This is a genomic window from Streptomyces sp. bgisy100 (assembly GCF_057709105.1).
Genome location: NZ_JBYITE010000024.1, coordinates 1 through 25992 on the forward strand (window position 1 = coordinate 1; position 25992 = coordinate 25992).

The 25992-nt window shown below is 73.8% G+C and carries 18 protein-coding genes; 6 read left to right on the forward strand and 12 right to left on the reverse strand.

Translation table 11 applies throughout. From position 1 onward, the window contains the following. Window positions 1-56: 56 nt before the first annotated feature. From AC3EQ1_RS17575 to AC3EQ1_RS17585, 3 genes are read right to left on the reverse strand one after another with little or no spacing between them, the layout of a single operon-like run. Complete coding sequence (locus AC3EQ1_RS17575) at window positions 57-503, reverse strand: nitrite reductase (NAD(P)H) small subunit (protein ID WP_432095250.1); 447 nt, start codon at window positions 501-503, stop codon at window positions 57-59. Beyond that, a complete protein-coding gene (gene nirB, locus AC3EQ1_RS17580) occupies window positions 500-3103 on the reverse strand; it encodes a nitrite reductase large subunit NirB (protein ID WP_432095251.1) in 2604 nt (867 codons plus the stop codon). Before nirB ends, AC3EQ1_RS17575 begins: the two co-directional genes overlap by 4 nt. Window positions 3104-3105: 2 nt before the next feature. After that, the gene (locus AC3EQ1_RS17585) at window positions 3106-4608 is read right to left on the reverse strand and encodes an NAD(P)/FAD-dependent oxidoreductase (protein WP_432095252.1); all 1503 of its coding nucleotides are present in this window, start codon (window positions 4606-4608) and stop codon (window positions 3106-3108) included. A 508-nt stretch (window positions 4609-5116) separates the two neighbouring features. On the opposite strand from AC3EQ1_RS17585, the gene AC3EQ1_RS17590 reads away from it, so the two are divergent. Beyond that, window positions 5117-5896 (forward strand): TSUP family transporter, encoded by a 780-nt coding sequence (locus tag AC3EQ1_RS17590; RefSeq protein WP_432095253.1) that lies wholly within the window; start codon window positions 5117-5119, stop codon window positions 5894-5896. A gap of 199 nt (window positions 5897-6095) precedes the next feature. Here the strand turns inward: AC3EQ1_RS17590 and AC3EQ1_RS17595 are convergent, their stop codons facing one another. Continuing rightward, window positions 6096-7292 (reverse strand): DUF6777 domain-containing protein, encoded by a 1197-nt coding sequence (locus tag AC3EQ1_RS17595; protein ID WP_432095254.1) that lies wholly within the window; start codon window positions 7290-7292, stop codon window positions 6096-6098. 484 nt (window positions 7293-7776) lie between these two features. Here AC3EQ1_RS17595 and AC3EQ1_RS17600 point away from each other — a divergent pair, with 484 nt between their 5' ends. Continuing rightward, window positions 7777-9114 carry a streptophobe family protein gene (locus AC3EQ1_RS17600; RefSeq protein WP_432095317.1) on the forward strand — a complete coding sequence of 446 codons (1338 nt, stop codon included), beginning with the start codon at window positions 7777-7779 and terminating at the stop codon, window positions 9112-9114. 207 nt (window positions 9115-9321) lie between these two features. Here the strand turns inward: AC3EQ1_RS17600 and AC3EQ1_RS17605 are convergent, their stop codons facing one another. The 4 genes from AC3EQ1_RS17605 to AC3EQ1_RS17620 all read right to left on the reverse strand — a co-directional run bounded on the left by AC3EQ1_RS17605 (window position 9322) and on the right by AC3EQ1_RS17620 (window position 14630). After that, a complete protein-coding gene (locus AC3EQ1_RS17605; protein WP_432095255.1) occupies window positions 9322-9879 on the reverse strand; it encodes a GNAT family N-acetyltransferase in 558 nt (185 codons plus the stop codon). 214 nt (window positions 9880-10093) lie between these two features. Then, a complete protein-coding gene (locus AC3EQ1_RS17610) occupies window positions 10094-11143 on the reverse strand; it encodes a serine/threonine-protein kinase (RefSeq protein WP_432095256.1) in 1050 nt (349 codons plus the stop codon). Beyond that, the gene (locus tag AC3EQ1_RS17615) at window positions 11143-11994 is read right to left on the reverse strand and encodes a hypothetical protein (protein ID WP_432095257.1); all 852 of its coding nucleotides are present in this window, start codon (window positions 11992-11994) and stop codon (window positions 11143-11145) included. The genes AC3EQ1_RS17610 and AC3EQ1_RS17615 overlap by 1 nt, the downstream gene beginning before the upstream one ends. A 287-nt stretch (window positions 11995-12281) precedes the next feature. Continuing rightward, window positions 12282-14630, reverse strand: coding sequence for an ABC transporter ATP-binding protein/permease (locus tag AC3EQ1_RS17620; RefSeq protein ID WP_432095258.1), 2349 nt, complete (start codon window positions 14628-14630; stop codon window positions 12282-12284). Window positions 14631-14824: 194 nt separating this feature from the next. Here AC3EQ1_RS17620 and AC3EQ1_RS17625 point away from each other — a divergent pair, with 194 nt between their 5' ends. Together AC3EQ1_RS17625 and AC3EQ1_RS17630 are read left to right on the forward strand one after the other, a co-directional pair. After that, window positions 14825-15289 (forward strand): gamma-glutamylcyclotransferase family protein, encoded by a 465-nt coding sequence (locus tag AC3EQ1_RS17625; RefSeq protein ID WP_432095259.1) that lies wholly within the window; start codon window positions 14825-14827, stop codon window positions 15287-15289. 177 nt (window positions 15290-15466) lie between these two features. Beyond that, window positions 15467-16447 (forward strand): adenosine deaminase, encoded by a 981-nt coding sequence (locus tag AC3EQ1_RS17630; RefSeq protein WP_432095260.1) that lies wholly within the window; start codon window positions 15467-15469, stop codon window positions 16445-16447. Between the two features lie 286 nt (window positions 16448-16733). Here the strand turns inward: AC3EQ1_RS17630 and AC3EQ1_RS17635 are convergent, their stop codons facing one another. Together AC3EQ1_RS17635 and AC3EQ1_RS17640 are read right to left on the reverse strand one after the other, a co-directional pair. Next, window positions 16734-18827: a molybdopterin oxidoreductase family protein gene (locus AC3EQ1_RS17635; protein WP_432095261.1), complete on the reverse strand. Its 2094-nt coding sequence runs from the start codon at window positions 18825-18827 to the stop codon at window positions 16734-16736. 67 nt (window positions 18828-18894) lie between these two features. Next, window positions 18895-19140, reverse strand: a complete 246-nt coding sequence (locus AC3EQ1_RS17640) for a hypothetical protein (protein WP_432095262.1) — start codon at window positions 19138-19140, stop codon at window positions 18895-18897. A gap of 136 nt (window positions 19141-19276) precedes the next feature. Here AC3EQ1_RS17640 and AC3EQ1_RS17645 point away from each other — a divergent pair, with 136 nt between their 5' ends. Next, window positions 19277-19576, forward strand: coding sequence for an NIPSNAP family protein (locus AC3EQ1_RS17645; protein WP_432095263.1), 300 nt, complete (start codon window positions 19277-19279; stop codon window positions 19574-19576). On the opposite strand, the gene AC3EQ1_RS17650 is transcribed toward AC3EQ1_RS17645, so the two are convergent. Together AC3EQ1_RS17650 and AC3EQ1_RS17655 are read right to left on the reverse strand one after the other, a co-directional pair. Beyond that, window positions 19577-23116 carry an nSTAND1 domain-containing NTPase gene (locus tag AC3EQ1_RS17650; RefSeq protein ID WP_432095264.1) on the reverse strand — a complete coding sequence of 1180 codons (3540 nt, stop codon included), beginning with the start codon at window positions 23114-23116 and terminating at the stop codon, window positions 19577-19579. It abuts the gene before it with no gap. Between the two features lie 375 nt (window positions 23117-23491). Beyond that, window positions 23492-24328, reverse strand: coding sequence for a SanA/YdcF family protein (locus AC3EQ1_RS17655; protein WP_488187157.1), 837 nt, complete (start codon window positions 24326-24328; stop codon window positions 23492-23494). A 407-nt stretch (window positions 24329-24735) separates the two neighbouring features. On the opposite strand from AC3EQ1_RS17655, the gene AC3EQ1_RS17660 reads away from it, so the two are divergent. Continuing rightward, window positions 24736-25686, forward strand: a complete 951-nt coding sequence (locus AC3EQ1_RS17660) for a sirohydrochlorin chelatase (protein WP_432095265.1) — start codon at window positions 24736-24738, stop codon at window positions 25684-25686. Window positions 25687-25992: the final 306 nt, after the last annotated feature.

The following is a 25992-nucleotide window of genomic DNA, read 5'->3' on the forward strand; positions in this document are numbered from 1 at the left end:
GGGCGGCACCGCCCGGGCCACCGACTCCGGCGTGCGGCCGGCCGGCCGGGCCGGGGTCAGCCGGTCCGGACGGCGAACGCGGGCACGGTCACCGACGCGTCGTCCAGACAGCGGCCGGTGGTGAGGCAGAAACGCTGCTTGAGCAGCGGCGAGGCCACGAACGCCCGCGCGCCGTCCACCGCGCCCGGGCCGTCGGTGCCCTCCGTCGTGGAATCCCCGCCCTCCTCTGCAGCGGCTTCGCCGTCCCCCGCGGTCCGGCCGACCAGCCCGCGGGAGAGCACGTACGCACCGGTGAACGGGTCCTGGTTGCCGATGGCGTACACGGCGCCCCCGCGGTCCAGGAACACCGCGACCTGCCGGCCGTCCGGCAGCAGCGCGGCGACTCCCCGCCCGGGGGTGAGCGCGGCGAGGTCGCAGACGGCCAGCCATCGCTGGTCGACGAGCAGTTCGACGCGCGCGGTGAGCCGTTCGGGGGTGAGCGGGTGTTCCGGGGCGAGTGTCATCGGGCAGAGCTCCCTTCGAGGGTCCGGACAGGAAGGACGGGACCGGCCAGCACGGTCAGATCGGGCTTCACCTGGTCGCGTTCGGGGACGAACCGCACCGACGGGTCCGGCGTGCCGGGTGCGTTGACGAAGGAGACGAAGCGCTGCAGCCGGTCGGGGTCGTCGAGGGTCGCCGCCCACTCGTCGCGGTAGCCCGCGACGTGGTCGGCCATCAGCTGCTCCAGCTCGTCGCCGAGGCCGAGGGAGTCGTGGACCACCACGTCCCGTACGTGGTCCAGCCCGCCCTCGATGCGCTCCAGCCAGGCGGAGGTGCGCTCCAGCCGGTCGGCGGTGCGGATGTAGAACATGAGGAACCGGTCGATCAGCCGGATCAGTTCGGCGTCGGACAGGTCCTGGGCGAGCAGATCGGCGTGCCGGGGGTCGGCGCCGCCGTTGCCGCCGACGTAGAGGTTCCAGCCGTTGGAGGTGGCGATCACCCCGAAGTCCTTGCCGCGCGCCTCGGCGCACTCGCGGGCGCACCCGGACACCGCCGACTTCAGCTTGTGCGGGCTGCGCAGCCCCCGGTAGCGCAGCTCCAGGTCGATCGCCATCCGGACCGAGTCCTGCACCCCGTAGCGGCACCAGGTCTGTCCCACGCACGACTTCACCGTGCGCAGCGCCTTGCCGTAGGCGTGTCCGGACTCGAAGCCGGCGTCGACCAGCCGGGCCCAGATCCGCGGCAGCTGGTCGACGCTGGCGCCGAACAGGTCGATGCGCTGCCCGCCGGTGATCTTGGTGTAGAGGCCGAAGTCCCGGGCGACCTCGCCGATCACGATGAGCTTCTCGGGGGTGACCTCCCCGCCGGGGATCCGGGGCACCACCGAGTACGAGCCGTTCCGCTGGAGGTTGGCGAGGAAGTGGTCGTTGGTGTCCTGGAGGGCGGCCTGCTCACCCGCGAGGACATAGCCGTCCGCGCCGATCGAGGGGGCGAGCGAGGCGATGATCGAGCCGAGGGTGGGCTTGCAGATCTCGCAGCCGTCGCCGCCGCGGGCCGCCTCCCGCCCGTGCTCGTCGAGCACCTGGGCGTGCGTGGTGAGGCCGCGGACCCGCACGATCTCGTACAGCTCGGCCCGGGTCTGCTCGAAGCAGCCGCACAGCCCCTTGTCGACCGTGATGCCGCCGGCCTCCAGCTCGTCGTTGACGAGGGTGGTGAGCACCTTCACACAACTGCCGCAGCCGGTGCCCGCCTTGGTGCACTTCTTCACGGCCGGGACATCGGTGCAGCGGTGCTCGGTGACGGCGGTGCGGATGGCGCCCTTGGTGACGTTGTGGCAGTTGCAGACGACCGCGTCGTCGGGCAGCGCCGACGGGCCGAGCGCGGCGGGCGACCCCGCGCCGGCCGGCAGCACCAGCTGCTCGGGCGAGAGCGGCGGCACCGTCCCGGTGAGGGGGCGCAGCATGCCGTACGCGTCGGCGTCCCCGACCAGCACGCCGCCCAGCAGGGTGCCGTCCGCGCCGATCACCAGCTTCTTGTAGACCCCGGCGCGGGAGTCGGCGTAGACGACGTCGAGGCAGCCGGGGGCGGTGCCGTGCGCATCGCCGAACGAGGCGACGTCCACGCCGAGCAGCTTGAGCTTGGTGGAGGTGTCGGCCCCGGTGAAGCCCGACGCGTCCGAGGACCGGCCCGCGATGGCGTCCGCGGCGGTCTCGGCCATCTCGTAGCCGGGCGCGACGAGGCCGTAGACCCGGCCGTCGGCGGCCAGCGCGCACTCACCGATCGCGTAGACCGACGGATCGGAGGTCAGGCAGTGCTCGTCCACGCCGATGCCGCCGCGCTCGCCGACGGTCAGCCCGCACTCCCGGGCGAGCTGGTCCCGCGGGCGCACCCCGGCGGAGAAGACGACGAGCCCGGTGGTGAGCTCGGAGCCGTCGGACAGGGACATGCCCGTGACCGCGCCGTCCCCGTCCGTGGTGATCTCCTGGGTGCCGACGCCCGTGTGCACGGTCAGCCCCATCTCCTCGACCGTGCGCCGCAGCGCCGCGCCGCCGCCCTCGTCCACCTGGACGGGCATCAGACGGGGGTTGAACTCGACGATGTGGGTGTCCAGTCCGAGGCCCTTGAGCGCCCCGGCGGCCTCCAGCCCGAGCAGTCCGCCGCCGACGACGGCGCCGGTGGTCCGGCCCTGCGCGTACTCCTCGATCGCGAGCAGGTCCTCGACCGTGCGGTAGACGAAGCAGCCGGTCGCGTCCTTGCCCGGGACCGGCGGCACGAACGGGTAGGAGCCGGTGGCCAGGACGAGGGTGTCGTAGCCGATGGTCAGCCCGGCGCGCGAGGTCACGGTGCGCGCGGCGCGGTCGATGGACTCCGCCGGGTCGCCGAGGTGCAGCTCGATGCCGTGGCGTGCCATGAAGTCCGCCTCGACGAGGGAGAGGTCGTCGGGGGTCCGGCCGGAGAAGTACGAGGTCAGCTGGACCCGGTCGTAGGCGGCGCGGGGCTCCTCGCACAGCACGACGACGCGCGCCCGGTCGGTGACTCCGCGGTCGGCGAGGGCCTCGAGGAAGCGCTGGCCGACCATCCCGTGGCCGATCAGCACAATCGTGGGCAGGGACGCGAGCGCCATGATCAGGAGCCTCCATCGTTGGTGAGCAGGTGGAGCAGCGGGGCGGAGGGCAGCGGCTCGTCGCCCTCCCAGGTGCGGGCGAGCGCGCCGACGGTGCCGAGATCGCCGAGCAGGATGCCTCCGACGAGCCGGTCGCCGCGGACGACGACCTTGCGGTACGCGCCGCGGGTGGCGTCGGAGAGGTGGATGACGTCGTCGCCGGGGGCGGGTTCGGTCTCGCCGAAGGCGGCGAGGTCGAACGGCCGGGGGGCGGTGTCCGGTTCGGGGAGCGGGGCGGACGCGGTGGTCGTGGTGGCCGCGGTGGCCGGTCCGGTGGCGGTTGCGCGGCCGACGTCTGTGCCGGGGTCGTCGGGGGTGGTTCCCGTGGGGGGAACGGTGGCGTCGGGGGCGGTTCCCGTGGTGGGAACGTCGGCGTCCGGTGCCGTGGCACGGCTCCCTCGGGGCCCGTGCCCGGAGAGCGTGAGCCGGGTCAGCGAACGGGTTCCGGTGTACCCGGGGGTGTTGTCCCCGGCCCCTCCGGTGAGGAGGGCCGCGAGCGCGTCGGCCTGCTCCTGTGCCGGTCCGGCCAGGCCGTACAGCACGCCGTTGTGCTCCGCGCAGTCGCCGATGGCGTGAATCCGGGGGTCCGAGGTGCGCAGCCGGTCGTCGACGACGATGCCGCGGCCGGTCCGCAGGCCGGCGGCCCGCGCCAGGCCCAGGCGGGGGCGGACCCCGCAGGCGAGGACGACGAGATCGGCGTCGAGCCGGAAGCCGTCCGCGAGTTCGACGGCCGAGACGGCCCGGTCCGGTCCTCCGCTCCCGACGGGCCGCAGGCGCAGACCCCGGACCCGGCACTCGGTGTGCACCTCGACCCCCAGCTCCGTCAGATGCCCGTGCAGCAGCCGCGAGGCGCCCGCGTCGAGCTGGCGCTCCATCAGGCGCTCGCCCTGCTGGGCCAGGACCACCTGCGCGTCGCGGGAGGCCAGCGCGCGGGCGGCGGACACTCCCAGCAGCCCGCCACCGATGACCACGGCCCGGGTGCCGGGCCGGACGGCGGCGGCCAGCGCGAGGCAGTCGTCCAGCGTGCGGAAGGCGTGCACCCCCTCGGGGAGGTCATGGCCGTCCGGGCCGAACAGGCCGCGCAGCGGGGGCAGGACCGGGTTCGAGCCGGTGGCCAGCACCAGCGAGTCGTACGGCACGCGCCGCCCGTCGTCGCAGTGCACCTCGCCCGCCGCGCGGTCCAGCCGCACGGCGCGGACGCCGGTCAGCCAGGCCGCCGCGGACGGCGGGGCGGGCAGCCCGATCACCTCGGGCGCGTACCGGCCGGCCAGGACGTCGGCGAGCAGCACCCGGTTGTACGGCGCGTGGGTCTCCTCACCGATCACCGTGACGGCCGGCGGGGTACCGCCGTCCGCACCGCCGCGCGCCGCCAGTTGCTGCACCAGGCGGGCAGCGGCCATGCCGCCGCCGACCACCGTGATGCGGTGGCCTGCGGGGCGGGCGGGGTCGTGCTGCGCGGGTGCCATGCTCCGAAGCCTGCGGGGTGTGCGTTTCCCGCCCGCATCACCCCTGTTTCCCGTGCGCAACGCTGCCCTCAGCGCGGCCCGCGGGGAACTGTGAGCCCGTTCCCGGGGACGACGGCGCGCGGGGGCGGGCCCGTGGCGGCTTCCGGCACCGGGAATCGGTAGGGAACCGGACGGGCCGCGTTGTCGCGCTTCCCGAATCGGCGGCGCTGCCTTCCCTGGCCGGCCGCGCTGCCGGGCCTCCCGGACCGTCGGCCGGGCGCGCCTCGGGCTCGGCGAGCGGGGGAAGGGACCGGCCCGGGCGAGCGGTGGCCGAGGAAGGTCGCGGAGCAGGCCGCCCGCTCGGAGGACGACCGGGCCGGGCGGCCGGTGGCCGAGGACCGGTGGCACGCATCCGAGGACCGGTGGCCCGTATATCCGAGGTCAGGTGGCTCGTAACCGAGGTCAGGTGGCCCGCAACCGAGGCCCGGGGGTCCGTAACCGAGGCCCGGTGGCACCGTAGGCTGCCGCGGTGCCCGACATATCTCTGACAACGCTGCTCCTGCTGTGCCTCGCGGCCGCCGCGGCGGGCTGGATCGACGCGGTGGTGGGCGGCGGCGGTCTGCTCCAACTCCCGGCCCTGCTGGTCGGCCTGCCGCACCTCCCGCCGGTGTACGTCCTGGGCACCAACAAGGCCGTCGCGGTCGTCGGCACCTCCGCCGCCGCGGTCACCTACGTGCGCAGGGCCCCGGTCGACGTCCGGACGGCTGTGCGGATCGGGCTGGCGGCGCTGGCCGGATCGCTCGCGGGAGCCTCGTTCGCGGCGGGCATCGACAGCGCGGTGCTGCGGCCACTGATCATGGTGGTGCTCCTCGGAGTGCTGGCGTTCGTCCTGCTCCGGCCGGCCTTCGGCACGGCGCCCGCGCCCGGCCCGGCGACCCGGCAGCGCGTTGTCGCCGCCGTCCTGGTGGCGGGGCTGGGCATCGGCTTCTACGACGGCCTGCTGGGCCCCGGAACGGGCACCTTCCTGGTCATCGCCCTCGCCGCGATCCTCCACATGGACCTGGTGACGGCCTCCGCCACGACCAAGGTCGTCAATATCTGCACGAATCTGGGCGCGCTGGCGATGTTCTCCGTCCAGGGCACGGTGCTCTGGCGGCTCGCCGCCCTGATGGCCGTCTTCAACCTGGCCGGCGGCACGGTGGGCGCGCGCATGGCGCTGAAGCGGGGGAGCGGCTTCGTGCGGGGCGTCCTGGTGGTCGTGGTGGTGGGCCTGGTGTGCAAGCTGGCCTGGGATCAGTGGATGGCCTGACCGGGCCGCTGCGGGGCCTTCGGCCCCGTCTGCGTTTCACGCCGGGCGGGGCGCGATCATCCCGGCCGATGCTTCAGGGCCGGGGCGATGAGGCCGGTGCGCTCCCCGGGGTGCTCCTGCCGGGTTCTGCTGCGGGCTCCTCGCCGGACTCTTCGCCGGGCGCTCCGCCAGGCTCCCGGGCGCGGGCGGCCCGTCACGGTCACGGTGGTGTGCCGTCCGGAGCGGGGCTGTCCGGGCCGGTCGGCGCACTCGTCGGGGTCTCGGGAGGCCGGGACGTGGCGGTGTCCGGAGGCTCGGACCGCTCCGGGGTCCGGGGCGCCCGGGTCGGCGGTGAGGCGTCCCGGGTCGGCGGCGCGGGGGAGGCCGCCGGGATGTCGGAGGGTCGGCCCGTGCGCCGGTCGTTCCGCGCCGTGTCGTCGCCGCGGCGGCGTTCGAACCAGGTGCCCGTCTCCGGGTCGAACAGGACGAAGACGTCGATCACCCGGGACGCGGGGGCCACGACGACCACGTTCGACTGCTGGTAACCGGGCCAGGCCTGCCCCGCCTGCTTCGGGTTCCGCTCCACGGCCACCGGCGGCTGCAGCGGGTTTCCGCAGGCGCAGCGCACCCGGGGCAGCCCGTGCGGACCGACCAGGACGGCCGTTCCGGCCTGGAGGACCGCCTGGTAGGCGGTGGCCTCGCCGTTCCGGTAGCCGTGGTTGGTCACCCGGGTGTCCATGCGCAGCTGCACGGGGGTGAGCGAGCGCAGGTACGAGGGGATCCGGCTCGGCGGGATGCCCACGACCCCGGCGAACGCCGCGGCCTTGTCCCGGTTCCGGGACAGGAAGTCGATCTGCTGCTCGACGTTGCAGCTCGCGACGTTGCGGGTGCCGCCGTAGAGGCCGGGCGTCGAGCCGGTGATGCTCGGGGTGCCGCCGGTCGCGGACGGCGCGCTCGGGGTGGCGGTGGGACGTCCCGGGGCGGAGGAGTCCTCGGCGGTGGACGCGGTGAACGGGTCGCGGCCCCCGTCGGTGGCCGCCTGGAGGAACACCTCGCCCGTGCCGGGCTCGTCGGCCGAACGGGTGAGGACGAGGATCACCGCGACGGCCGCCGCCAGCAGTCCCGCGAGCGCGGCGAGATGGGGAACCGAGCGCCACCACGGGCGCCGCGGTCCGCGCCCGCCCGCACCGCCGCCGCCCGGCTCTCCCGGCCCCTCCGGACCGCCGCCGAATCCCCCGGAGCCGCCGGGCGGCGGGCCCTCCGGCGGTCCCGGAATGAGCGGCTCCGGAGGCTCGGACGAGCCCGGTGGGCCGGAGGCGCCCGGCGGACCGGACGAGCCGGGCTCCGCCGGCCGGCCGGACAGTGGCCCCGACGGCGGGCCCGTAGGACGGCGGCCGGGCGGGGGTGGGGAGGTCACGGGCTCTCCTTCCCGGCGTGGTCCCGGTCTGTGCGGCCAACCTCCGGACAGCCGACGACCCCTCCGAGCAGTACGGCGTCCCGGCCACGTCCCGGTGCGGAGCGCCGTTCGGGAACGCCGGAGGGCGCCGGTACCCGGGCAGCGTGCGGGGCGCCGGGCTCCCGGGAGGGCCCGAGGCGTGGTTCCGCGGGGAGGGGCGACGCGCGGGGTACCCGGAGCGCCCGTGGCGCGGGCTTCAGGGAGACACCCGTTACCCCAATGGTCTGTTTCGTCTCATTGTGTGCGGCACATCCTCACGGTCCGCAAGCGGGGCGGCGGCCCCGTGCTTACGGTGGGGCGAGGAATCGGGCCATCCGGTCGGGGCGCCCCGCGACGCTCCCGTCGGCGGGAGGCGGCGCGGGTCCGCAGGCAGACAGCGTGAAGTCCGTGGACGATGTGAGTCGGTAGGACGTGGCGTGAGTCCGTAGGAGACTGCGTGAGCCAGATGCGACGCCCCGCCCCGGGTGACACGGGGAGCGAACCACCGGCCCTGCTGCCCGTGCGCGCCTGGCTGGACGCGCTGGTGGTGGTGCTGGCGGGTGCGGTCACGATGCTGGTCGTCGCCTGCCTCGGCCTGTGGGCGGCGGGCGCCCCGGACCTGCCGGGCGAGGCGTACCCCCGGGTGGTCGTGGCCATGGTCGTCATGGCGGTCGGCGGCGATGTGCAACTCTCCGGCGACGCCGGGTTCCTGGCGCAGACGGACGCGGCCATCGAGGTCGTCCCGCTGTCGGTGACGCTCGCCGGTGCCCTCGTCATGGCGGTGCTCTTCCTGCTGCCGCTGCGGCACCGGGCGGTGGCCACGGGCCGCGAGGTGCTCGACCGGGTCGTCCGGACGACGGTGCTGTGGTGCCTGATGCTGGTGCTGCTCGCCCTCCTCGCCCGCCACACGTTCGAAGTGTCCCTGGGCGGCGGCCTGGCCGAGGACCTCGGCGACCTGCTCGACGCCAACCCGACCGTGGGCTTCCGGGCCGACGTCCCGGCCACCCTGGGGTTCGGCCTGCTGTGGCTGCTGGCCGTGCTGGCTCTCACCTTCCTCGTCTCCCACCGCGCCCCCCTGCCGTCCCGGCTGCTGCACTTCCAGGAGTCCGTGCGGCCGCCCGCGTTCGCGATGGTGGCGGTGCTGCTGCTCTACGTGGTGATCGGCGTGGTCGTCGGGCTGGTCGTGGCCGCCACCCGCGGGCACTCCGCGGAGACCCTGGCCGCCATGCTGCTCGGGCTGCCCAACCTGGTGTGGCTGGCGTTCGGCGTCGGCATCGGCGGCTCCTGGGACGGCCGGGTGGCCGAGGGCATCGGCCTGCCCATGCCGCGGGTGCTCGACGAGGTGCTGCGCACGTCCGGCGGCCGGAACGCGACGCTCGATCTGGCCGCGGTGGCCGAACGCGACGACCGGGCCTGGGTGCTGGTCGTCGTGGCCGTGATCGCGCTGCTCGGGGCGGGCTTCCTCACCGCGGTCCGCTCACCCGCCCGGATCCGGCCCTGGCAGCACGCCTGGCACCTCGGTCTGGCGATGGCCCTGACCATGCTGGTGATCGGGCTGCTGACCAGGATCTTCGCGCAGTACGGACTCACCGTGATCGGTGTCGGGGACCTCGGCGGCGGACTGGGCGGCGAGGTCTCCCTGCGGGCGAACTTCCTGCCGCTGATCGGATTCGGCGCGCTGTGGGGCCTGGCCGCGGGCTTCCTCGGCGGGCTGCTCGCCCTGCGCGTACGCCACCACGGCGCGGTCGAGGCGCGGGGCGAGGAGGCCCCGGGGCAGGGCACGGACGGCCCGTCCGGACGGTGAGGCGCGGGCCGTTCCGCTCCGGAGCCGGCGGACCGCGGTTGGGCCCGGGGCGTCATGGTGTTCGGGATGTCGCGGTGTTCGGGGCGTCATGGTGTTCGGGGCGTCGCGGTGTTCGGGGCAGCACGGTGTTCGGGCGTCGGTGCCGCACCGGTCCGGTGCGACGGCCTCGTCCCGGCAGGCCGGGCCGCCCGCGCCCGGCCCGGATGTTCAGGCCGGGGCCCGCCTCAGGTGCAGGTGTTCGTCCAGCGGAAACTGCGGCGGCCGGGGCGGCAGTACCCGGACGAAGGGGAAACCGCCCTTCTCCGCCACCCGGCAGGAGGCGGTGTTGTCCGCCTGGTGCAGCAGTTCCAACTCCTTGAGTCCCTCGGCGGCGAAGGTCTCGAAGGCCCAGTGCGTCAGCGCTTCCAGGGCGCGGGGTGCCACTCCCCGGCCGCGGGCGCGCGGCATGGTCCAGTAGCCGACCTCGGCTCGTGGCCCGGCGGGATCCGGACGCTTCAGCACCACGTATCCCACCGGTTCGTCTCCGCCGTCCGCCGCGGCCGTGAGCACGGCGAAGGAGAGGTGGTGCCCGTCGGCCCAGCCCTGCCGTTCGATGTCCAGCCAGCGACGGGCGTCCGCGTGGTTCGTCACGCGCAGTGTCTTCGCCCGGCCCACGGCGGGGTCGCGGTACGCCTCGATCAGCGCGTCCGCGTCACCGTCCTCCCAGGGGCGCAGCAGCAGCGCGGGCCGGGACGCCGTGGCGGCCAGCCGGACGGTGACGGTCATGACGATTCCCCCTCGGACTCTGCTTGATCATTGCACAGGGCCGGGAGACCGCCGACGGGCCGCCCGACCAGGTAAATCCCTGATTGCGGGCTGGAGTTGGAGGGCCGCGGTCCGGGGTGCTGCGCCGCTGTTCCGGGACGGGCGTGGCCGTGGCCGTGGTTGTGTCGGTCGCGGTCGCGGTCGCGGTCGCCGTCGCCGTCGGGCCGTGCTGTGTTCAGCCGCGCCGCACGGCGAAGACCGGTGCCGCCCAGCGTGGTGGCGGTGGCGGGGCCGACGGCGGTTCCGGTGTGCCCGGCCGTGCATCGAGCCGGGTCGGCGTCCGCTCAGCGGGCCGCCGGTGCCCGGTGTCCGAGGGCCGTACGGTCCGGCCCGCCGCGCGCAGCTCCGACACGAACTCCCGGCAGGTGCCGTAGCGGTCGTCGGGCGCTTTGGCCAGGGCTCTGGCCATCACCTCGTCCGCGGCCGGGGGAAGCTCCGGCCGTCGTTCGGAGAGCACCGGCGGAGGGTCGTTCTGGTGCGCCCAGAGCAGCGCGATATCGTCCTCGCGGCGGAACGGCGGGGCGCCCGTCAGCGCCTCGAAGACGACGCAGGCCAGGCTGTAGACATCGCAGCGGCCGTCGACCGGGCGGCCGGAGATCTGCTCCGGCGCCACATAGGACAGCGTCCCCACGAACTGTCCGGCGCTGGTGAACCCGCTGAGGGCCAGCGCCCGTTTCGTCAGCCCGAAGTCGGTCAGATAGACGTGCTCGGGGTGGTCGGCGTCGGTGCCCTCGGCGACGAGGATGTTCCCGGGTTTGACGTCCCGGTGCACCAGTTCGTGCGCATGGGCCGCGTCCAGGGCGGACGCCACCTGGACGGCGATCCGGCAGGCGTCCTCGATGGACAGCGGGCCGTCCCGGTCGAGCAGCGCCCGCAGGTCGCGGCCCTCGACATAGCGCATGGCGATGAAGAGCACGCCGTCCGTCTCACCGGCCTCGAAGACCGGCACGATGTGCGGATGGTCGATCGCCGCGGCCACCCGGGACTCCAGCTCGAACCGCCGGCGGAACGTCTCGTTGCGCGCGAGTTCGGGAGCGAGCAGCTTGACCGCCACCGTGCGGCCCAGCCGCAGGTCCTCCGCCCGGTAGACGACGGCCATGCCGCCCCGCCCGATCTCCTGCTCCAGCCGGTACGCGGCGACCCGGCGGCCGGGGCCCTCGGACGCACCGGGACGGACACCGGAAGCGGCGAACGGACCCGGCTCACCCTGCTCCCGCTCGGCCATCAGCCCTCACCCCACCGGTTCCGCGGGTGGCCGGGAGCGTCCCGCGCCTCCGGCTCGACGATCCGCGTCCGTTCGGCGGAGTCGTCGAAGGAGTCGTCGAAAGAGCCGTCGGCGGGTCCGGCCTCCGCCCCCGCCCCCGCTCCCGGCACGGTGTCCGTCCCTCCGGGGCCGTGCGGCGACGCCCGCCCCGTCGCCGGCGAGCCCGGTCCCGAAGGCCCCGGCCCCGGCGACGTCGGCCCTGGCGGCCCCGGTTCCGGCGACCCCGGCCCCGGCGACGTCGGCCCCGACGGTGACTGCGGCGGCCGTGATGACGGCGGCGGTGACGACGGCGGCGGTGACGACGGCGGTGAGGGCCCGCCCCGCACCGGCCCCTCCGGCGTGGCGAAGGTCTGCAGCGAGGTGCCGTCGCAGTAGCACCACCGCTCGTGGCGCGCGTCGTACAGCCAGACCGACTCGCCGTCCACGACCACGCCCACCCGGCGGCCCTCGGTCCGCTGCCGGAACGCGCCGCTGTCCAGCCGCCCGGCCGCCAGCTCCGCCACCAGGCGCCGGTACTCGGCCAGTTCGTCGGCCACCCGCTCCAGCAGCGGCCGGGGGTCCGCCTCCCGTACGGCGGGGCGGCCGGGCGCCGGCGGGTGGCGCGGCACGGACACCAGCAGTCGCCCGTCCACCCACGCCGACCAGCCGTTGGAACACAGCGCCAGCGCCCAGTCCCCCCGGCGGTCGATCACCTGGACGGGCAGCAACGGGTCCAGTGGGACCGATGGCCGGGCACCGTCCGGTGCCGACCAGGTGGCCATGCCCTCCCGGGGGACCACATGGCTCGGACGGAAGTCGGCCTCGGTCGTCATCGGCGGCTCCTTCCTACGCCCTGCCGTCCACTTCCTGCACTCTGCCGTCCGTTTCCTGCACTCTGCCGTCCGCTCCCTGCGCCCTGCCGTCCGCGCTGTGCTCCGTCCCGCCCCCGGCCGTGCTCCGCGCCCCGCTCCGTCTCCCGCCGGCCGGGCGGGCTGCCGCACCCGTCCGGCGGGCTGCCGCACCCGACCGGCGCGCCGCCGCACCCGACCGGCATGCCGCCGCACCCGACCGGCACTCCGCCCGCTCCGCCCGGTACTCCGCTGCGCACCACGACCACCCGCTACTCCCGCATGACGTTCGGCTCGTGGCGGCGCAGCAGCTTCGTCACCGCGTAACCCAGCAGCGCCGACAGCACCACCAACATGCCCATGTCGAGCACCCAGATCCCCGCCGCGTGGTCGTACAGCGGGTCCGACGCCACGCTCTGCGGCACGATGCGCTGCAGGTCGACCGTGGCGGCCATGGCGGCCAGCCCCCACCGCGCGGGCACCAGCCACGACAGCTGGTCCAGCCCCGGCACCCCGCTCAGCTTCAGCAACGCCCCGCAGAACACCACCTGCACGATCGCGAGGAGGACCAGCAGCGGCATGGTGACCTCCTCCTTCCGCACCAGGGCGGACACGAACAGGCCCAGCATCATCGCCGTGAACCCCAGCAGCGCCACGGCCAGCGCGATCTCGACGCCGGCCGGCAGGAACACCCCTTCGCCGCCGGGGGCGTTCAGGTCCACCCCGAACAGCCCGACCACGGTCAGCACCACCGCCTGGACCACGGTGATCAGCCCCAGCACCACCACCTTGGACATCAGATACGCCGAGCGGGACAGCCCGACGGCCCGCTCCCGCTGATAGATCGTTCTCTCCTTGACCAGCTCCCGCACCGCGTTGGCGGCGCCGGTCAGGACGGCGCCTACACACAGGATCAGAAGCGTGTTCATCGCCTCCTGCCGGCCGAGCCGGCTGCCGGCGAGGGCGTGCGCCATCGCGCCCATCACGAAGGGGAGCACGACCATGACGGCGAGGAAGGTCCGGTCTGCGGCGAGCGCCGCCGCGTACCGCCGGATCAGCGTCCACAGCTGCGACCCCCAGCTCTGGGCCTTCGGCGGCGCCACCGAGCTCTGCGCCGGTTCCCGGGGGCGCTGCGGCTGCTCCGTGGCGGCCACGATGTACTGCCGGTACTGCGCGGAGGCGCGGAACTGCCCGGCCCAGTCCCGCCCGGTGTCGTTCTCGAAGGCCTCGAACGCCTCCGGCCACTCCCGGAAGCCGAAGTACGGCAGGCTCTCCTCCGGCGGCCCGTAATAGGCGATCCGCCCGCCGGGCGCCATCACCAGCAGCCGGTCGCACACGTCCAGGCTCAGCACGCTGTGCGTCACCACGATGACGGTGCGCCCGTCGTCCGCCAGCCCCCGCAGCATGTGCATCACCGAGCGGTCCATGCCCGGATCGAGACCGGACGTGGGCTCGTCCAGGAAGAGCAGCGACGGCTTGGTCAGCAGCTCCAGCGCCACGCTGACCCGCTTGCGCTGGCCCCCGGAGAGGCTGTGGACGTGCTGCCGCACCCGCTGGTCCAGACCCAGCTCGTGGATCACCTCGTCCACCCGGGCCTGCCGCTCCGCCTTCGCGGTGTCCTCGGGGAAGCGCAGCCGGGCGGCGTAGCCGAGGGCCCGGCGCACCGTCAGCTGGGTGTGCAGGATGTCGTCCTGCGGGACGAGCCCGATGCGCTGCCGCAGCTCCGCGTAGTCCCGGTACAAATCACGGCCGTCGTAGAGCACCGTGCCCCGGTCCGCCGGCCGCAGCCCGGTCAGCGCGTTGAGCAGGGTCGACTTCCCCGCGCCGCTCGGTCCGACCACCGCGAGCAGGCACTTTTCGCCCACCGGAAAAGACACGTCGTCCAGCAGCGTCCGGCGCCCGCGGTCGACCCGCACCGTGAGGTCCTGGACGGCGAGCGACACCTCGCCGGTGTCGACGAACTCCTGGAGCTCCTTCCCGGCCAGGCTGAACGCGGAGTGCCCGATGCCGATGATGTCCCCGGGCCGGACCAGGGCCCGCAGCACTCGTTGCCCGTTCAGATAAGTGCCGTTGTGGCTGCCGAGATCCACGATCTCGTGCCCGCCGTCGACCCCGGTCGCCCGCAGCTCGGCGTGGTGCCGCGACACCGACAGATCGGCGACGACCAGGTCGTTCCCGGCCGCCCGGCCGATCCGCACGGTGCGCTCCGGGGGCAGCGGACGGACCGAGGTCGGCCGCCGGAAGGTGTTGGTGGCCGAGGGGTGGGAGACCGCGGGCGGCCGCGCGTACTGCCGGGGCGGCGGCAGCCCGCTGAGCACCGCGCGCGGGCCGTCGGCGGGACTGCCGAAGCGGATGACGGTGCCGGGCCCGACCCCCGACTGCCGGACGCGTTCCCCGTTCGCGTACGTGCCGTTGGTGCTGCCGGTGTCCTCCAGCATCCAGTGGCCCGCGGAGGGCCGCAGCACCGCGTGGTGCCAGGAGACCCTGGCATCGCTCAGCACGATGTCGCTCGAGGGATCGCGCCCCACGTGGTACGACCGGCTGGGACTCATCACCCGGGAGTCGCCGTCGGCTTCAAGGACGAGTTCCGGCGCGGCGGGCGCGAACGGCCGCTCTCCCATGTCTTGGATTTTACGGCTGGGGCCCCACGGACGCCTTTCCGCGCCCGCCGGGCCGTGCTGCGGGAAGCCGCCCGACAGGGGAGAAAGCGCCCGGTCAGGGGCATGGGCCGCGGGAGAGGGCCCCGCTCTCCGTCGTCGGGACGCCCCGGTGCAGGCTGGTCCCAGCGCCCCGGCCCCGAGGAGGTACCCCTGCCATGACGACCCGACCGACCCCCGGGGACCCGGCCGCCCCCGAGCGGCTGCCCTTCTTCGTCTACGGCACGCTCCGGCCCGGGCAGGTCAACCACGACCGCTTCCTCCTCGGCCGCACCGTCGCCGAGGAGCCGGGGTCGATGCGCGGAGCCGTGCTCTACGAGGGGCCCGGCTGGCCGTACGCCGTGGAGGACCCGCGGGGGGAGATCCGCGGCGAGCTCGTCACCCCCGCCGCCGCCCACTACGACCGGCTGCTCGCGGCCCTCGACGAGCTGGAGGACTTCGCCCCCGGCGACCCCGCGAACATCTACGAACGCGTGGTCCGCGAGGTGTTGCCCACCGCCGGCGGGGCCGCCCGCGCCTGGGTCTACCTCGCCGCGGAACCGGTGGCCAGGCGGCTGCGCACGTCCGGCAGGCAGGTGCGCGGCGGCGACTGGCCGTACGGATCGGCGCGTTACCCTGATTGACTCCTTACCCTGAACGATCCATTCCGCTCCCGGGGCGGCCGCACCTTCACAGCCCCGCGCCCCCTGGGCCTGTAACCCCACAGCCCCGTAACCCCCAGCCACGCACCCCAGCCACGCACCCCGGCCCCGCCCCCGGTACCGGACCGTCCCCGCAACACAGAGCAGGTGTTCCCGCCCGTGCGCCCGATCCCCACCGCAGAACTGCACCTTCACATCGAAGGCACCCTGGAGCCCGAGCTCGCCTTCGCGCTCGCCGAGCGCAACGGGATCCGGCTGCCGTACGCCGATCAGGACGAGCTGCGCGCCGCCTACTCCTTCTCCGACCTGCAGTCCTTCCTGGACCTCTACTACGCGCTGATGGCGGTGCTGCGCACCGAGGACGACTTCGCGGACCTGGCCGACGCCTATCTGGCCCGTGCCCGGGAGCAGGGGGTCCGGCACGCCGAGATCTTCTTCGACCCGCAGGCGCACACCTCGCGCGGGGTGCCCATCGGGACCGTGATCAACGGCCTCGCCCGTGCGCTGGACGCCGCACCGGAGAAGCACGGCATCACCACCCGGCTGATCATGTGCTTCCTGCGGGACGAGAGCCCGGAGTCCGCCGTGGCGACCTTCGAGAGCGCCCGCCCCCACCTGGACCGGATCACCGCGGTCGGGCTGGACTCCGCCGAGGTCGGCAACCCGCCGTCCGCCTTCCGCGAGGTGTACGCGCTGGCCCGCGAGGCCGGACTCAAGTGCGTCGCGCACGCCGGGGAGGAGGGCCCGCCGTCCTATGTGTGGGAGGCGCTGGACGTGCTCGGCGTCGACCGGGTCGACCACGGCGTGCGGTCCCTGGAGGACGCGGCCCTCGTCGCCCGGCTCGTCGCCGACCAGGTGCCGCTGACGGTCTGTCCGCTGTCGAACGTCCGGCTGCGCGTCATCGACCGGCTGGAGGACCACCCGCTGCGGCTGATGCTGGACGCCGGGCTGCTGGTCACCGTCAACTCCGACGATCCGGCCTACTTCGGCGGCTACCTGCACGACAACATGGTGGCCGTGACCGACGCCCTGGGGCTGGACGAGGAGACGGTGCGCACTCTGGCCCGCAACTCCTTCCGGGCGTCCTTCCTGGACGAGCCGGCCAAGGCGGCGTATCTGCGGGAGATCGACGCCCACTGAGGCCCACTGACGCCCGCTGACGCCCATTGACGTCGGCTGCGCCCATTGACATCGACGGACCGGCGGACTGGCGCACCGGCTTGCTGGCGGACCGGCACACCGGCCGGAGGGGCGAGGGCTGTGCTGCTACCGCGTTGCCCGTGCCGGTCCGGCCGGTTCACCGGGGGAGCCGGTCCGCCGGGGGAGCCGGTCCGCCGTCCCCGGCTGGTTCGCCGTCCCCGGCCGGTCCGCGGGCGACTGGAGGACACGTACACGTACGGTCCCGGCACCACACCTCCCACCGGGGTCAGCCGTCCGTCGGCGCTGCCTCCAGCCGGACCGCGCAGACCTTGAATTCCGGCATCCGGGAGGTCGGGTCGAGCGCCGGGTTGGTCAGCGAGTTCGCCCGGCCGGCCCCCGGCCAGTGGAAGGGCATGAAGACCGTGTCGGGGCGGATGTCGGTCGAGATCCGGGCCGGTGCGACCGCCCGCCCGCGGCGGGAGACCACCGCCACCGGGCTGCCCTCGGCCACCCCCACCCGCTCGGCGAGCTGCGGGTGCAGCTGCACGAACGGCCCCGGAGCGGCGGTGTTCAGCTCGTCGACGCGCCGGGTCTGGGCCCCGGACTGGTACTGGGCCAGCACCCGGCCTGTCGTCAGCAGCACGGGGTAGTCGGCGTCCGGCTCCTCGGCGGCGGGCCGGTGCGTCACCGGGACGAACCGCGCCCGCCCGTCGTCCGTGGCGAACCGGTCGAGAAAGAGCCGGGGCGTGCCGGGGTGCGGCCGGGCGGCGTCCGGACAGGGCCAGAAGACCCCGTCCTCCGCGGCGATCCGGCCGTAGGTGATGCCGGAGTAGTCGGCGGGGCCGCCCGCCGAGGCGCGGCGCAGCTCGTCGAAGACCTCCTCCGGATCGGTGGGGAACCCCTTCTCCCGGCCCAGCCGGGCCGCGAGGCCGCCCAGCACGTCCAGATCCGAACGGACCCCGGGCGGCGGGTCGAGCGCCCTGCGGCGCAGCAGCACCCGGCCCTCCAGATTGGTGGTGGTGCCGGTCTCCTCCGCCCACTGCGTCACCGGCAGCACCACGTCGGCGAGTTGCGCGGTCTCGGAGAGCACGACATCGGCGACGGCGAGGAAGTCCAGGGAGCGCAGCCGCTCCTCGATGTGGGCGGCGCGGGGCGCGGAGACCACCGGGTTGGAGCCCATCATCAGCAGCGCCTTCACCTCGCTGCCCAGGGCGTCCAGCAGCTCGTAGGCGCTGCGGCCGGGGCCCGGCAGCTCGTCGGGGTCCACGCCCCACACGCCCGCCACATGGGCGCGCGCGGCCGGGTCGGTGAGCTTGCGGTAGCCGGGCAACTGGTCGGCCTTCTGGCCGTGTTCGCGTCCGCCCTGCCCGTTTCCCTGGCCGGTGAGGCAGCCGTAACCGGCGTGCGGGCGCCCGGCGTTCCCGGTCGCCAGGCAGAGGTTGATCCAGGCGCCCACGGTGTCGGTGCCCTTGGACTGCTGCTCGGGGCCGCGGGCGGTCAGCACCATCGAGGCGGACGCGTCGCAGAACAGGGCCACCGCCCGGCGCAGTTGCGGCAGCGGCACCCCGGTGATCCGCTCCACCAGCTCCGGCCAGTGCGCCATCGCCGCGGCGCGGGCCTCGGGCCAGCCGGACGTCCGGGCGGCGATGAACTCCTCGTCCAGCCTGCCCTCCGCGACCACCAGGTGCAGCAGGCCCAGCGCGAGGGCCAGATCGGTGCCGGGTCGCGGCGCGAGGTGCAGGTCGGCCTGCTCGGCCGTGCGGGTCCGGCGCGGATCGATGACGATCAGGGTCCCGCCGTTCTCCTTCAGCTCGGTGAGGTAGCGGACGGCCGGGGGCATGGTCTCGGCGAGGTTGGAGCCGACCAGGATCACACAGCCCGCGCCGGGAATGTCCGCCAGCGGGAACGGCAGCCCGCGGTCCAGCCCGAACGCCCGCTGGTGCGCGGCGGCGGCCGACGCCATGCAGAAGCGCCCGTTGTAGTCGATCTGCGAGGTGCCCAGCGCCACCCGGGCGAACTTCCCGAGGGCGTACGCCTTCTCGTTGGTCAGCCCGCCGCCCCCGAACACCCCGACCGCGTCCGGCCCGTGCCCGGCGCGCGCCCCGGCGAGACCATCGGCGATCCGGTCCAGGGCCTCCTCCCAGCCGGCCGGTTCGAGCTCCCCGGCGGCGGAGCGGACCAGCGGCTCGGTCAGCCGCACCCGGGAGGACAGCACGGCGGGCGCGGTCCGGCCCTTGCCGCACAGGGCGCCCCGGTTGACGGGGAACGCGGTCCGCTCCACCACCTCCACCCCGCCCGCCCCGGGCTGCAGTCCCATGCCGCACTGCAGCGAGCAGTACGGACAGTGGGTGTCGACGGGGGCCGCGGTCTCGGTGCGCATGCGGCCAGCGTGCGTCGGGGGTGTTACGGCCCGGGACTCCCCGGGTTACACCCGGCGCACGGTCACCTCAGCGGGCGCGCGGGGGCGGGGTGAGGAGTGGGGGCCGGTGGCGCCAGTGGTCTCCAGTCGGGCGCCACCAACCGCCGAAGGTCCCCACACATGGGGCCGTGGTGTCATGGAGTGTCCTGCTGGATACGGGGAAGAGCGGCTGCGCGGCAGGCAGCCTGCCGTCGACCAGCGTCAACTGATCCGTGATCCAGATGGCGACATCGGGCATGAAGGGGCGCTCGTCGACCGGCACGCGACATGCCATGATCAGTGTGGTGGGACGTTGTCGGGGTGCTGTATCGCTTCGCTGCGCGTCGTCCGTACGGCTCCGGCCGCCCGCTGCCCATGGCCTGGATAGCCTGAGGACCAACGCCGCGCCTTGCCCCGGGAGGGACGCCCAGATGCCGAGGACCACCCAGCTCCGCACGTACACGGTCCGGGAGGGCCTGCTCGACGAGTGGGTGGAGCGGTGGCGTGCGGAGATCGTTCCTCTCCGTTTGGAGCTGGGGTTCGGCATCGGTGGCGCCTGGATCGACCGCGAGCGTAACCAGTTCATATGGCTGATCTCCTATGACGGCCCCGAGACGTTCGCTGAACGCAACGCGATGTACTGGGCGTCGACGGCGCGCAAGGAGATGGGCCTCGATCCGGACGATTATCTGCTGCACACCGAAGACCGCTTGGTCGAGGAGCGGTACTGACTATGGCGGGGTGAGCGGCAGCAGGTGCTGACGCCGCTCTTCCTCGCCGAGCGTGCGGAAGACCCGCCCCCGGGCTTGTGCTTCGAGCCGGTCGAAGTCAGGGTCGGCGGCCCATACGCGGGCCGTTCCGTCGAAGGACCCGGTGAGCAGCCGGGTGCTGTCCCCCGACCAGGCAACCGAGGTGACCTTGTCCTGGTGCACGCCGACGACCGCGATCTCCTGGAAAGTGGTCGAGGACCAGACCCGTACGGTTCGATCGTCCGAGCCGGTCGCGATGAACCTTCCGTCGGGAGACCATGCGATGGCGCGGACCCGGCCCTCGTGACCCTTCATGAGGTCGATGCGGCGTCCCGTGGCCACGTCCCACACGGCGGCGGTCCAGTCACCGGACGCAGTCGCAACGCGTAGTTCGTCCGGGGCCCAGGTGACATCGTCCACGTAGTTTTCGTGGCCGCGCAGGACGGTGAGCTGTCGGCACTCGGCGACGTCCCACAGTCGGCAGGTGCGGTCGTCCGACGAACTGGCGAGCATCCTGCCGGTGGGCGACCATGCGATACGGCCGACCCAGTCTTGATGTCCGGTCAGCGCCTGCAGTTCGGTGCCGGTCCGCGCCGAGTGGACGCGAACGGCGCCGTCGTGCCCGCCGGTGGCGATCCGGCTGCCGTCCGGGGACCAGGAGCACGCCTCCACGACCTCGCCACGGTGCTCGAACAGAACGCTTCCGGTGTCGTCCATGATGCGGAAGAGGCCGTCGTTGGTGCCGAGTGCAAGCCGATCGTCCAGCGGCGAGCAGGCCACAGACCACACCCGGTCGCCGAGGAGTAACGTCCGTGTGCTGGGAGTCCCGGTCGTCGCGTCCCAGCGCCGCACCGTACCGTCGTCGGAGGCGGTGGCGATACGGCTTTCGTCAAGGGACCACGCTGCTTGATTCACGGGGCCGGTGTGCCCGTGGACGAGCACCTGCTCGGCTCCTCGGGGCCGCAGGTCCCAGATGAATCCTGTGCCGTCGGTCGAGCCGGTGGCGAGCTGTGTGCCCGTGGGTGACCAGTCCACTCCCCATACGGTGTCGGTGTGGCCACGCAGTACGGCCAGGACCTTCGCATCCTCGGTGCTGACGATGCGCACGCTCCGATCTGACGAGGCGGAGGCCAGCATCCGGCCGTCCGGGGACCATGCCAGGTTCCATACGTAGTCGGTGTGTCCGCGTATCAGGAGCCGCAGCTCACCGGTCTCCGCATCCCAGATGCGGGCGGTGTGATCGCCCGATCCAGTGGCGACACAGCGTCCATCGGGCGACCACGCCACGCCCTCGACGAAATCCGAGTGGCCGGTCAGCTGCGCCACTGCCGTGCTCGTTGCCAGGTTCCACACGATCGCCGTCTGGTCGTGGGAGGCGGAGGCGAGGCGGGTGCCGTCGGGGGACCATGCAACGCCCCAGACATCGTCGCAGTGCCCGCGTAGTTCCCGCACCGGAGTGGCTGTACCGGATTCCCAGACGCGTACGACGCAGTCCTTCGATGTGGCCGCGATGTGTCGTCCGTCGGGCGACCAGGCCACCTGCCTGCCGACGTCCGTCATGCCGGTCAACAGCAGGTCGGGATTGCCGGAGGAGGCGTCCCAGATGCGGACCACGCGGTCCCGGCCAGCGGTGGCGATGTGGGAGGAGTCGGGCGACCAGGCGACCGACTCGACCATCGCGCCGTCGGTCGGAAGGACGAGCAGGGACCGCCCGGAACGGGCATCGAAGACCCGGGCCGTGCCGTCCCGCGACGCGGTGGCCAGACGGTTCCCGTTGGGGGACCAGGCGATGTCTCGGACCGTGTCCGTATGCCCGTCCAGCCGGGTACGCAGATGGCTGGCCGCCAGAGCGGTCATCAGGGCCCGGCGCGCCGACGGGGTCGGGGCGCATTCGCCGAGGGCGGCGAGCGACAGGAGAACTGCTTGCTCCGGGTGGGTCTCGGCACCGCCGAGGGCCTGCCGACCGATGCTGTCCGAGACCCGGCGGAGAAAGGCTTGATCACATTGCTGGGAGGACCGCACCAGCGCGCGGGCAGGTTCCGATGCCTGCCCTGCCTCCTCCAAGGCTTCCAGCCAGCCTTGGGCCAGGGACAGTCGTTCCCCCGTCAGCAGATAGTCGTTGCTGCGGCCGGAGTGTTCCCAGTCTTCGGCCCACCGCTCCAGTTCGGCTCGTTCGCGCAGTCGCTCGACACGTGCCTCGACCTCTTGCCGCAGTGGAGCCCACTGGCGGAACAGGGCCTCGTGCGTCACCTCGGCACAGGGATCCTGGCCGAACAACGTGTCGTCGCCCACGTCGGACCGGAGCAACCGCGCGTCGACGAATGCGTCCACGATGTGACGCTCCCGGTCCGTGAGCTCGGACAGCAGTACACGTCGGCGGGCAGCTTCTTGCCCCTGGACAGTGACGAACCTGAGGAGGACACGCAGGACGAAGTCGATGCCCTCCGCCGGGGCGAGCTCGGCCACCGTGTGGTCCGCCTGCCGTGCGAGAGCGCCGGCCACACCACCGAGACCGCGGTACAGATCCGCGGTGACCGTCCCCCCTGGGCCCGCGGCGAAATAGAGCTCCTGCAAGAGGTAGGCGAGCAGTGGCAAGGCATCGTCCGCGCCCGTTTCGTCAACGATCGTGTCGACCACTCCAGGAGCGAAGGAGAGCCCCGCCATAGCTCCCGGGCGCTCCACTACCTGGGCCAACTGGCCCCTGCTCAATGTTCCGATGGTGAGGGGGTGTTGAACGATCTCTGCGTACCCGGTGCCCAGGAGTCTGCCCAGGAAGTCAACCCTGAGTGTGGCCAGCACGCGGACACCGGAGTCCTGCTCGACGCAGGTGCGGAGTGCTTCGAGGAACTGCGCCCGCTCTCGCTCACCGGCGAGAGTAACCACCTCTTCCAACTGGTCGATCACCATGAGCGTGCGGCGGAAGCGCCCGCCGGGCAGCCGTGTCAACTCGCTGACGAGCGCGTTCGGCTCCTGGCGCAGACGCCGCAGGACGGCGCTCACCGGCTCTGCCCCGCCGCTGGCCCCAACGATGGCGGAAGCCAGGGAGAAAAGAGGGTTCGGCCCGGGGGAGAAGGCCGGCAGGACTGTCCAGCGTCGCTCCCGCAGCCGTGGCATCACACCCGCTCTGACCAGAGAGGACTTGCCGCTTCCGGAAGCTCCGACGAGCATCAGGAACCGTTCGGCTGGCTGCTGCGACGACGCATGCAGCCTGCGGGTCAGCTCGGCGGCTTGCGCTTCGCGTCCGAAGAAGACCGCTGCTTCGTCCTCGCCGAAGGCGTCAAGACCGGGGTACGGCACCCGGTCGCGCGGCCAGTCCGCGCGCGGCGGTGCGGGATTCTCCAGCCGGTACATGACGATCTGCCCGACGACCATGGCGGTTATCAGCAGCCCGATGGCTGGTACGGATGCCTGCTGAATGACGCGTAACAGCCAGGGCGCGTTGTCTGTATTGGTGGCGTAGTTGGTGACGATGCCCAGCAGACTCGCGACAAGTACCAGCATGATCTGCAGAGCGAGCTGCACGCGCTGTCTCATGCGGCGGCCGCCGGCGCGTCAGCACTTCCTCGCAGCATCCCACGCCCCCGCTCCCCGTCGCCGCAGGACATCATCGAGCCTGGCGAAGCCGATCACAACAGCATGTGACACAACAAGCCATGGCTGTTGGTGGCTCCCTCCGCCCAGCAGGTGTACGGATCGGACACCTGCTGCTCAGGAAGTTGGGTGTTCGCGCGGCGCCGTACTACAGGTGCCCGGGCGACGCCCTGACCGCGTTCATCTATGGTGAAGGCGTTCGTTTCACGGAGCATCCGGGGGCGGGGGGAGTCGCCGTGCAGGCGCGGTATGGCGTCAGCTTCGGCGTCCGGTCCGTTCAGGAGCCGATCGCTGCCGGCCGGCACCTCAGCCGCCCAGCGCGCGGGTCACCCCGTGCTCGCGGGGGCCGAGGAAGTGCGGCTCGGGGCGCAGGGCCGAGTCCAGGGCCGCCTTGCCCGCGGCGGCGATCTCGCGGGTGCCGCCGTACCACCAGGTGACGTCCTGGGGTTCGGCCACCCCGACGCCGTACGCGTCGATGCCCGCGGCCCCGCAGAGCGCCAGCGCGCGTCGGATGTGGAACCCCTGGCTGACCAGCAGCGCCCGGTCCACCCCGAAGATCCGCTTCGCCCTGGCGCAGGAGTCCCAGGTGTCGAAGCCCGCGTAGTCGCTGACGATGTGGCGCCCCGGTACCCCGTGCCGCACGAGATAGCCGCGCATCGCGTCCGGCTCGTCGTAGTCGGTCCGGCTGTTGTCGCCGGTCACCAGCACCACCCGGACCTTCCCCTGCCGGTAGAGCTCGGCCGCCGCCTGAAGCCGGTGCGCGAGGTACGGCGTGGGGCGGCCGCCGAACAGCCCGGCGCCGAAGACCACGGCCACCGGCGCGGACGGGGCGCTCCCGGTGTCGCGCATCCGGTCGGACGTGGTCGCGTACAGCCAGGTCATCGGCAACAGCGCCAGCACACCGGCCAGCACGGCGGCCCGCACGGCCCGGCGCCTCTTGCGGAGGGGCCAGGTCCGCCACCCGGTGCACAGCCGCCGGAGCCCGTACCACGCTCTCCGCAGTCCGGGATTCCGGACGCCGAGCCACGCTCTCCGCAGTCCGTGCCACGCTCTGCGGAGCCCGGGCCGTGGTCCTCGGACCCCGGGGCGCGGCCTCCCGGCCGAACCGTTTCCCCGGAACTGCGGCAGCCGCGGCCCGCCCATCCGATCCTCCCCTGGTCGCTTCCCCACCCACGGGAAGGACGACGGACGGACGGAAACGGTTCGTAGAGTGATCGACGGAGTGGTCCGCGGGGCGACCGGCGGTCCGCGGGCCCTGGGTCCTGTCGTCGAACCCCCGTCGTCCCGCCCGGAGGGCGTTGCTCCGTGGCGTCGGGCGACAGGGCCTACGGGGGCCGGGCTTCCCCATCGGGTTCGCCGTCCCGTGAGGCCTCCGAAACCAGGTGTCATCCGGCCGCAACCGCCCGGCAACGACCGGTGGCCAGACTTCCTGCATGACGGCGTCGACACCGCCCGCGGGCACCCCTCGGCCACCCACGTCCCACCCCGGCAGCGGGCCCCGGAGGCCCGGCCGGCCGGTTCCGGTCCCCCTCGACAGTACGGCGCAGCTCATGTTCCGCATCACCGCACAGCTCAGCAGCCAGTTGCCGCACGCCGGCGCCCGCAGCCTGCGGCATCCGCCGCCCGGCGACCGCCGACGGCCCCCGGCCCTGGTCGCCGTCGCCCACGGCAGCCGCGACCCGCGCGCCCTGCGCACCGTCCGGGCTCTCCTCGACCGGGTCCGGGCCCTGCGGCCCGAGGTCCCCGTCCGGCTCGGGCACATCGAGCTCAACGCGCCGCTGCTGCCCGACACGCTGGCCGCCCTGCGCGGCGAGGCCGTGCTGGTGCCGCTGCTGCTCGGCCGCGGACACCATGTGAAGCACGACATCCCGGAGGCCCTCGCCGCCGCGGCCGGGCTGCGCGCCCGGATCGCCGCGCCGCTCGGCCCGCATCCGCTGCTCGCCGAGGCGCTGCACGGCCGGCTCGTCGAAGCGGGCTGGCCCGCCGCGGGGGCTACGGATTCCGGCCACTACCCGGGCGGTGCTGCCGTGATACCCGGTCGCCACCCGGGTGACAGCACCGCCGGCCCTTCCAAGGGCACGGACGCAGACCGCACCGAACCGACAGGAGACCGGACAGAAGCGAGCCGCGGCGCCGTGGTGCTGGCTGCCGCGGGCTCGCGCGACCCCGACTCCGCCGTCGACACCGCGGCCACCGCCGAACTGCTCTCCGCCCGGCTCGGCGGAGTGCCCGTCCTGCCCGCCTACGCCTCGGCCGCCGGCCCCACCGTGCCCGACGCGGTGGCCGAACTCCGCGCCCGCGGCCACGAGCGCATCGCCGTCGCCTCCTACTACACCGCCCCGGGCCGGTTCGCCGCCCGGAGCGCCGCCGAGGCCCCGGGGGTCGCCGCCGCGCCACTCGGCGCCCACCCGGCCATGGCCCGGCTGCTGCTGCACCGCTACGACGAGGCGCTGGCCACCGCACCCGTACGGACGGTGGAGCGCCGCCCGGCCGCGGCGTGACGCTCCGGTCTCCCGACCCGCGTGACAGCCCCGACCCGCGTGACAGCCCCGGCCCCGGGACACCGCAGTTCCGGCCCCGGGACACGCAGGACCTTCCGGTCCGGGGCCGCACCGAGCGGGCAGCGGAGACGACGGTGGGCGGGACGACGGCGGCCCCACGACCGTCGGCCCCACGACCGCAGGCGGGACGAGGGCGCGCCGGACCCCGCGGGACGGCAGCGAGGAAAGGGCCGAGGACGGAGAGCGGTGCGGAACCGTTTCCTCCCCCGAGCGACAGGCGGTGCTCCGGATGTCGGCCCGGCCCGT

What these genes read in the sequence shown, in the direction of transcription:
- AC3EQ1_RS17575 (WP_432095250.1), bottom strand. Translation starts at nt 503, where the DNA reads ATGACACTCGCCCCGGAACACCCGCTCACCCCCGAACGGCTCACCGCG.
- nirB (WP_432095251.1), bottom strand. Translation starts at nt 3,103, where the DNA reads ATGGCGCTCGCGTCCCTGCCCACGATTGTGCTGATCGGCCACGGGATG.
- AC3EQ1_RS17585 (WP_432095252.1), bottom strand. Translation starts at nt 4,608, where the DNA reads ATGGCACCCGCGCAGCACGACCCCGCCCGCCCCGCAGGCCACCGCATC.
- AC3EQ1_RS17600 (WP_432095317.1), top strand. Translation starts at nt 7,777, where the DNA reads ATGCGACGCCCCGCCCCGGGTGACACGGGGAGCGAACCACCGGCCCTG.
- AC3EQ1_RS17605 (WP_432095255.1), bottom strand. Translation starts at nt 9,879, where the DNA reads ATGACCGTCACCGTCCGGCTGGCCGCCACGGCGTCCCGGCCCGCGCTG.
- AC3EQ1_RS17610 (WP_432095256.1), bottom strand. Translation starts at nt 11,143, where the DNA reads ATGGCCGAGCGGGAGCAGGGTGAGCCGGGTCCGTTCGCCGCTTCCGGT.
- AC3EQ1_RS17615 (WP_432095257.1), bottom strand. Translation starts at nt 11,994, where the DNA reads ATGACGACCGAGGCCGACTTCCGTCCGAGCCATGTGGTCCCCCGGGAG.
- AC3EQ1_RS17620 (WP_432095258.1), bottom strand. Translation starts at nt 14,630, where the DNA reads ATGGGAGAGCGGCCGTTCGCGCCCGCCGCGCCGGAACTCGTCCTTGAA.
- AC3EQ1_RS17625 (WP_432095259.1), top strand. Translation starts at nt 14,825, where the DNA reads ATGACGACCCGACCGACCCCCGGGGACCCGGCCGCCCCCGAGCGGCTG.
- AC3EQ1_RS17635 (WP_432095261.1), bottom strand. Translation starts at nt 18,827, where the DNA reads ATGCGCACCGAGACCGCGGCCCCCGTCGACACCCACTGTCCGTACTGC.
- AC3EQ1_RS17640 (WP_432095262.1), bottom strand. Translation starts at nt 19,140, where the DNA reads ATGGCATGTCGCGTGCCGGTCGACGAGCGCCCCTTCATGCCCGATGTC.
- AC3EQ1_RS17645 (WP_432095263.1), top strand. Translation starts at nt 19,277, where the DNA reads ATGCCGAGGACCACCCAGCTCCGCACGTACACGGTCCGGGAGGGCCTG.
- AC3EQ1_RS17655 (WP_488187157.1), bottom strand. Translation starts at nt 24,328, where the DNA reads ATGGGCGGGCCGCGGCTGCCGCAGTTCCGGGGAAACGGTTCGGCCGGG.
- AC3EQ1_RS17660 (WP_432095265.1), top strand. Translation starts at nt 24,736, where the DNA reads ATGTTCCGCATCACCGCACAGCTCAGCAGCCAGTTGCCGCACGCCGGC.